The organism is Porphyromonas sp. CAG:1061 (assembly GCF_000435035.1).
GTDB classification, from domain to species: domain Bacteria; phylum Bacteroidota; class Bacteroidia; order Bacteroidales; family Porphyromonadaceae; genus Porphyromonas_A; species Porphyromonas_A somerae.
In genome coordinates, this window is record NZ_HF988931.1 from 8519 (window position 1) to 15680 (window position 7162).

General features: G+C 47.1%; 6 protein-coding genes. 3 read left to right on the forward strand and 3 right to left on the reverse strand.

Annotated elements, in window-relative coordinates; all coding sequences use genetic code 11:
* The 3 genes from QVO39_RS06650 to QVO39_RS06660 all read left to right on the forward strand — a co-directional run.
* On the forward strand, positions 1-190 hold a 190-nt coding region (locus tag QVO39_RS06650), incomplete at its 5' end, for a DUF5715 family protein (protein WP_288171887.1).
* Positions 187-987, forward strand: coding sequence for a phosphoserine phosphatase SerB (serB, locus tag QVO39_RS06655; RefSeq protein WP_021903524.1), 801 nt, complete (start codon positions 187-189; stop codon positions 985-987). The genes QVO39_RS06650 and serB, both read left to right, overlap by 4 nt.
* A 10-nt stretch (positions 988-997) precedes the next feature.
* Entirely contained in the window at positions 998-2923 is a 1926-nt protein-coding gene (locus QVO39_RS06660; protein ID WP_021903525.1) for an NAD(+) synthase, read from the forward strand.
* A gap of 83 nt (positions 2924-3006) precedes the next feature.
* Here the strand turns inward: QVO39_RS06660 and QVO39_RS06665 are convergent, their stop codons facing one another.
* From QVO39_RS06665 to QVO39_RS06675, 3 genes are read right to left on the reverse strand one after another with little or no spacing between them, the layout of a single operon-like run.
* Positions 3007-3900 carry an MlaD family protein gene (locus tag QVO39_RS06665; protein ID WP_021903526.1) on the reverse strand — a complete coding sequence of 298 codons (894 nt, stop codon included), beginning with the start codon at positions 3898-3900 and terminating at the stop codon, positions 3007-3009.
* Positions 3901-3906: 6 nt separating this feature from the next.
* Positions 3907-4887, reverse strand: a complete 981-nt coding sequence (locus tag QVO39_RS06670; RefSeq protein WP_021903527.1) for an N-acetyl-gamma-glutamyl-phosphate reductase — start codon at positions 4885-4887, stop codon at positions 3907-3909.
* A gap of 23 nt (positions 4888-4910) precedes the next feature.
* Complete coding sequence (locus QVO39_RS06675) at positions 4911-6539, reverse strand: ABC-F family ATP-binding cassette domain-containing protein (RefSeq protein WP_021903528.1); 1629 nt, start codon at positions 6537-6539, stop codon at positions 4911-4913.
* Between the last annotated feature and the right edge of the window lie 623 nt (positions 6540-7162).

Here is a 7162-nt window from a genome sequence, read left to right on the forward strand (position 1 = left end):
TAGGTATGGAACTACGGTAGATATATCGTGGAAAAGGTTTGACAAAGTAGACCCTAATGACCCACGTGACCTATCGGAGGAAGAGCTGAAGCACCTTCTCGCCATGGTACTCAAGAGGTATCACAATCAAGAGCGTTGCTACATCAAGCATGAGCGTCAACAAGCCTGCTTTCATATCACTGTACGATGAGACCTATTAGCACCAACCCTTTAGTCCGAATCATCTCTCCAGACGACGAAAGGTATCAGGAGATAAAAAATGTACACGACCCAATAAGCCGTAAGCAGCTGCTCAAGGAACTTATTGACCGTGTACGCAGGGAAGAGGTGCTGATCCAATACGTTAACCCCTCATTTACCCAACCTAAGCTGGTGGCATTTGACCTTGATGGCACGCTAGTAGCCAGCGAATTTATACACACTATTGCCACGCAAGGGGTAACGCCAGAGGTAGGAAAGGAGCTGAGACGGCTCACTGAGGAGGCCCTTAATGGGGCTAAAGACTGGAGTCACAATTACGAGAAAAGGGTGGCCCTTTTACAAGGAACGAGTGTGAAGCGTTTGGAGAATATCTATCAGTTACTTCCTCTGGCTGAGGGAGCAAAAGAATTGATTGCCTCTCTGAAAATCAAGGGGATCAAAACCGCAATCATTTCTGGTGCGTGGAGTGAATATGCCGAGTACATTGCAAGGATAACGAGTATTGAGCACTGCTTTGCCACTAGATGGGAATTGGATAATGGGCAAGTCACCGGTCGCATCAGTGGCCCAATACTCTCGCCCGAGGCCAAGTGGGAGGTGCTGAGGCAATTGGCAGAGGAGCATCAAATTCTGCCAAAAGATATCGTAGTAGTGGCCGATGGCTATAACGACCTAGAGATGATGACCCACGTGGGGTCGTGCATACTTTTACACGCCACTCCCCATCACCCCCTGCCACTAATGAAGTGTGTTCAACAGATTTTATGCAAAGAATTTACAAACTAATACTAAATATATGAGGTACGGATACGTAAAAGTGGCCGCAGCAGTGCCATTCGTCAAAGTAGCAGACTGCTTCTACAATGTAGAGCGTCACGAGGCGATGATTCGCCGTGCAGAGGAACAAAATGTAGAGATGCTCACTTTCCCTGAACTCTCTATCACAGGATACACCTGTGGAGACCTATTTTTACAACCCTTCTTGCTCGAACAGGCTGAGAAGGCCATCTGCCAATTGGCGGAACGCACCAAGGACCTTAAGATGCTCATCATCGTGGGCATGCCACTAAGGGCGGAGGAGAAGCTATACAATGCCGCAGTAGCAATCCAAGAGGGGAAGATACTAGGAGCCATACCCAAAACCTATCTGCCCAACTATCGGGAGTTTCAGGAGAAGCGGTGGTTTGATAGCTCGCTAGAGCTCTCCTACTCCACTGTGACTATCGGGACTCACGAGGTACCGATTGGGCACGACATTATCTTTAAGTGTGGCGATGTAGGGGTTGGCATTGAGATCTGTGAGGATATGTGGACGCCCGTAACACCAGGCACTCGCTTGGCACTCAATGGAGCACACCTTATCTTCAACCTCTCGGCGAGCAACGAGAATGCGGGGAAGAATAAATACCTCAAGTCGCTTGTCTCTTCTCTCTCTAGTCAGGCAATCACTGGCTACGTTTACTGCTCATGCGGTTTTGGCGAAAGCTCCACAGACCTTGTCTATAGCGGGAAGGCCTTTATCGCTGAGAATGGAGAGATTGTGGCAGAGATGGAGCGCTTCGAGCTAGCAGAAAAGTTGCTCGTAAGCGATATCGACGTAGAGCGCATCCGCACAGAGCGCCTGATCAATAGCTCTTTCCGTACAGCGGCCTCAGTCTATGCAGGTGGGGATAAACTAAGTGTGGTACCATTCCAACTCAAGGAGGCGGATAAGAGCTTTGAGATGACTCGTCCGGTGGAGAGGAATCCTTTTATGCCTTCTACAACCAACCTTACTGAGCGTTGTGAAGAGATGTGCCAAATCCAGATGGTAGCACTCGCTCAGCGACTCAATTACCTGAAGGGATCAAAGGTGGTGATTGGTGTAAGTGGTGGCTTGGATAGCACACTCGCCCTTATCGTAGCTGTGCGTACAATGGATATGCTAGGCCGTGATCGCAAGGATGTGATCGGGGTACTGATGCCAGGCCTTGGCACTAGTGACCGCACCTATCAAAACTCTAAAAAACTGGTTTCTCTTCTTGGTGTTGCCTCGAAGGAAGTCTCTATTAGCGAGGCATCTATCGCACACCTGAAGAATATTGGGCACAACGGCACTACGGAAGATACCACCTACGAAAATGCACAAGCACGGGAGCGGACTCAGGTGCTGATGGATATTGCCAATATGGAGGGGGCTTTTGTACTCGGTACTGGCGACCTCAGTGAGTTGGCACTCGGCTGGTGTACGTTCAATGCCGACCACGCAAGTATGTACAGCATCAACGGCTCTATCCCTAAGACAGGGGTAAGGATGATGGTACAGCACTTTGCAGATACCAAGCTCTTCGATAGTGAGAAACTAGCCCAATTGCTGAGAGATATCGTGGACACCCCAGTAAGTCCAGAGCTCACCAAGGGAGCATTGAAGCAACAGACGGAAAGCATCATCGGGCCTTATGAGGTGCACGACTTCTTTATCTACCATATGCTTCAGAATGCCTACTCCCCCAACAAGATATTCTATCTTGCTCGTAAGGCCTTTGATGGTATCTATACCAAAGAGCAGCTCAAGGAGTGGATGAAGATCTTTGCTCGTCGCTTCTTCGCACAGCAGTACAAGCGCAACTTCCTGCCAGATGGACCAAAGGTGGGTGTAGTATCCCTCTCTCCTCGTGGCACGTGGCGTATGCCTAGTGATGCGTCGGCAGAGATGTGGCTAGAAGCCATCGACAAGTTCTAACCCCGTAACCACTATATACAAAGAGAGCCGATAGGGCATACGCCCCATCGGCTCTATTTATATTTTATGTGTAAAGCTCTATATTAAAACAGGGAGAAGCGGACGTACCGCTTTGGATTGGCCTTAATATCTTGGAGCAAGCTATCGGCCGACAATACTGCGGAATCAAGCTTCTGGTACAGTTGCTGATCATTGAGGAGCAGTCCGAGGCTGCCTTCTTTACTATTAAGCTGCACGGAGACGGCTTTCAACTCCGATACCACGCGAGAGAAGTCGGCAAGGGTTTGCTCAATATTGGCCTCCTCTATTTTACCAGTGACACTTTGCACCGAGCCTGCCGATGCCTCTACACTATCAAGTATCCTGGGCACCGTCCCCGACATCAAACCATCCAACCGACGAGTAGTTGAGCTAATCGCCTTGGTAGAGGCATTGAGTTGAGACATAATCTCCTGAACCTCCGTACTATTAATTAATCCATTCACACTACCACTGAGGCTGTCAATAGATAGAATAGCAGCATTAAGGTTAGGCAATAACTCATCTGATATCTTGGATAGGAAGTCGACCGTCGACTGCCCCACTAACGTATCGCCATGGGCTACATAACCTGTTGTCTCCTCTGGTGTCATCAGATGTATAGAGCCACCTGCCAATGGGTTATCACGGATAACAGCTACTGTATTGAGAGGGATTTGCAGTTCTGAATTAAGGGAGAGTTGCACCACATTTCCATTAAAGTGCTTATAATCGAACTTGATACTCCGCACATTACCCACTCTATACCCATTGAGGTAGACCGAAGTAGAGCGGTCTACGCCTTGGAGATTAGAGAAAGTGGCATAATAGGTATTATTCTGTTCGAATACATTGATGCCTTTGAGAAAGTTAAACCCAAAGTAAAACATCAATATAGTCGCCAAAGTAGTGACCCCTATCAGAGTGGCCTTTTGCTTATGATTAAAACTCTTCTCCATAACTCACTAGAATATTAAAGGCTTGATATTAAGACCTGTACTCTCCACCAGTCCCAGCATCAGATTCATAATGTGAATTGCCGTGCCAGCAGCTCCCTTCATCAGGTTGTCCATAGTACTGACAATCAGGAGCCGATCGCCGTGCTTTGAGAGATGGATATGCATCTCATTGGTATTGACCGTATCACGTACATCTGGATAAGTATCGACGATATGCACAAAGGAGTGATCATCAAAATATTCCTCGTAGATTGCTCGCACACTATCAATATCAAGAGGACAGTCAAGATAAAGCGTCGTATAGATTCCCCTATTAAAGTCTCCCCGCATAGGGATAAAGACAATCTCCGAATCAAAGCTATTCTGGATATTACGTAGCGTCCGCTCAATCTCACCAATATGCCGATGCTCTAATGGTTGTAGTACGTGGAAGTTATCAAAGAGCATATCATAAGTGATGCCAGAGATTACACGCGGACGAGCGAGTGCTTCCGTTTTTCCAGCCACAGAAGTGACGTGGATATCGCTATTGAGTAGCAAGTGCTTAGCTAGCGGGATCAGAGGCGTCTGAATAGCCGATGCAAACGCCCCAGGCACTGAAGCCTTGGTAGCTTTGGTAAGTGCTCTACGATTGGCCTCTGGCAGCCCATATACAAAGCCCGTCTCCTCAGGGTCGGTATGTCGATACTCTTGGGAAAAGTCAATCACTTTCATCCCTTCGGGCATCTCAAAGCGTTGCAAAAACTCTCGGGTACTCGCTGCAGATTGTAGGCACAAGAAAAGCACATCCAGTCCCTCCAACTGTAGCTCATCAGTAAAATTGAGTGTACGCATAGAGTTGAGGTCATTGAATAGCTCCGCCACACTCATTCCCGCACGTTGGGGAGCATAGATCATCTCTAGGTGTACATCTGGGTGGTGTACCAATAGGTTATATAGCTCCCCTACCGCATAACCTTCACTCCCTACAATCCCTACTTTATACATAACTACTAGACTTCATTCTTCAGCTACTCGCCGTATATTTTCTTTTTCTGTTCAGCGACTATTGGGTCGGTGATATAGTCGTCATAGCTCATCATCTTATCAATGATACCATTAGGACCTAACTCAATCACACGATTAGCCACTGTATTGATAAACTCGTGGTCGTGACTACTGAATAGCACGATGCTAGAATAGTTAATCAGCGTATTGTTAAAAGACTGGATACTCTCAAGGTCCAAGTGGTTAGTAGGCGTATCGAGGACCAGCACATTGGCATCTTGTAGCATCATTCGAGCGATCATCACACGCATCTTCTCTCCTCCTGATAGCACACTCGCCTTCTTCTTCAGCTCATCTCCATTGAAGAGCATTCGTCCGAGGTACCCCTTTAGAAAGACCTCATTGGTATCTTGTGCAAACTGCGAAATCCACTCAATCAGGTCGTAATCCGTATTGAAGTAGGCACTATTATCCAAAGGCAAGTAGGCAGTCGTTACCGTTTGCCCCCACTCAAATGTACCCTCGGCTGGCTTCTCCTCGCCATTGATGATTTGGAAAAAAGCAGTCATCGCTCTAGGGTCGTGCGAGAGGAATACCACCTTATCCCCCTTCTCAATATTGAAGTTGATATTCTTAAATAATAGCGTCTCCTCACCATCGCCACCAGCATAGGCCGTCAACCCTTTCACCTCCAATATCTTATTACCCACCTCACGCTCAGGGGTGAAGATGATACCTGGGTAGCGACGAGTAGAGGGCTTGATCTCCTCCACATTGAGCTTCTCCAGCATCTTCTTACGGCTAGTGGTCTGCTTACTCTTCGCCACATTGGCACTAAATCGACGGATAAACTCCTCCAACTCCTTCTTCTTCTCCTCCGCCTTCTTATTCTGCTGTTGCTGCTGCCTAAGGGCAAGCTGACTACTTTGGTACCAGAAGCTATAGTTACCACTAAACTGCTGCACCTTGCCGTAGTCGATATCCACCGTATGCGTACATACAGAGTCGAGGAAGTGACGGTCGTGGCTTACTACCAGTACCGTATTCTCAAAATCTGCCAGATAGTTCTCTAGCCACTGCACCGTATCCAGGTCCAAGTCGTTGGTAGGCTCGTCCAATAGCAGATTATCAGGCTTACCGAAGAGTGCTCTTGCCAGTAGCACCCGCACCTTCTGTTTATTGCTCAGGTCACCCATCATCTGATAGTGAAAAGCCTCCTTTATGCCCAGGCCCGAGAGCAGCTGTGCCGCATCACTCTCGGCATTCCACCCCTCCATCTCAGCAAACTTCTCCTCCAGCTCTGCCGCACGGATACCATCCTCATCACTAAAGTCGGGCTTTGCATAGAGAGCATCCTTCTCCTGCATAATATCCCAAAGTACTGTATGCCCCGTGAGCACCGTATCCATCACCGAAAGGTGGTCAAAAGCAAAGTGATCCTGACTTAATACTGAAAGACGCTCACCAGGAGCCATCGACACCATCCCTTTAGTAGGGTCCAACTCCCCACTGATAATACGAAGAAGCGTAGACTTTCCCGCTCCATTAGCGCCAATAATGCCATAGCAATTGCCTGGCAAAAACTGCATATTTACATCTTGAAAAAGGGTACGCCCCCCAAATTGTATCGCTAGATCACTTAGTTGAATCATCTCTTACTTACTACTATTATGGTAAATTATAAGCAAAGATACCAAATAACATCTAGCTATCAGAAAGAATGACCATGAAATCCATAATACTACAAATAATTCCAATATATAAGAATATAAAAACAACATACCTATAGCAAAAATAAATGAATGCGAACTGAAACACAATCACAATTGACTATAGATATGAAATAAATAGTATTTTGGAAATGATAAAAAATGACGATGAAGCCGAAAGGATAGTTCTCACAACCCCAAGGAAGAAACTAAAAAGGAATGCACAAGTCACCCCCACAAACGCAATAAATATGCAATCAACAAGCACAAAGATACCAAAGAGCCACACCTACCTTGCTCCCTAGAGAGCTCTAGATAAAGCAAGGTAATACATTGGTCCTCTTCATAGCATTGGTCAGCAGTTGCCCACCTGTCCGACTTCTCCGACCTGTCCGACTCGTCCGACTCGTCCGAGATTGGCTACAGAAGCGGCGGTGGAGAGGCAAGTGGCAGTGAAGCGCACAAAAAAGAAGAGAGACACTCTAGGAAAAAATTCCTAAAGTGTCTCTCTCTGTAAAATGGCGACTACCTACTCTCCCTTGTTAAAAGTACCATCGGCGTGACTA

What these genes read in the sequence shown, in the direction of transcription:
- QVO39_RS06675 (WP_021903528.1), bottom strand. Translation starts at nt 6,539, where the DNA reads ATGATTCAACTAAGTGATCTAGCGATACAATTTGGGGGGCGTACCCTT.
- QVO39_RS06665 (WP_021903526.1), bottom strand. Translation starts at nt 3,900, where the DNA reads ATGGAGAAGAGTTTTAATCATAAGCAAAAGGCCACTCTGATAGGGGTC.
- serB (WP_021903524.1), top strand. Translation starts at nt 187, where the DNA reads ATGAGACCTATTAGCACCAACCCTTTAGTCCGAATCATCTCTCCAGAC.
- QVO39_RS06660 (WP_021903525.1), top strand. Translation starts at nt 998, where the DNA reads ATGAGGTACGGATACGTAAAAGTGGCCGCAGCAGTGCCATTCGTCAAA.
- QVO39_RS06670 (WP_021903527.1), bottom strand. Translation starts at nt 4,887, where the DNA reads ATGTATAAAGTAGGGATTGTAGGGAGTGAAGGTTATGCGGTAGGGGAG.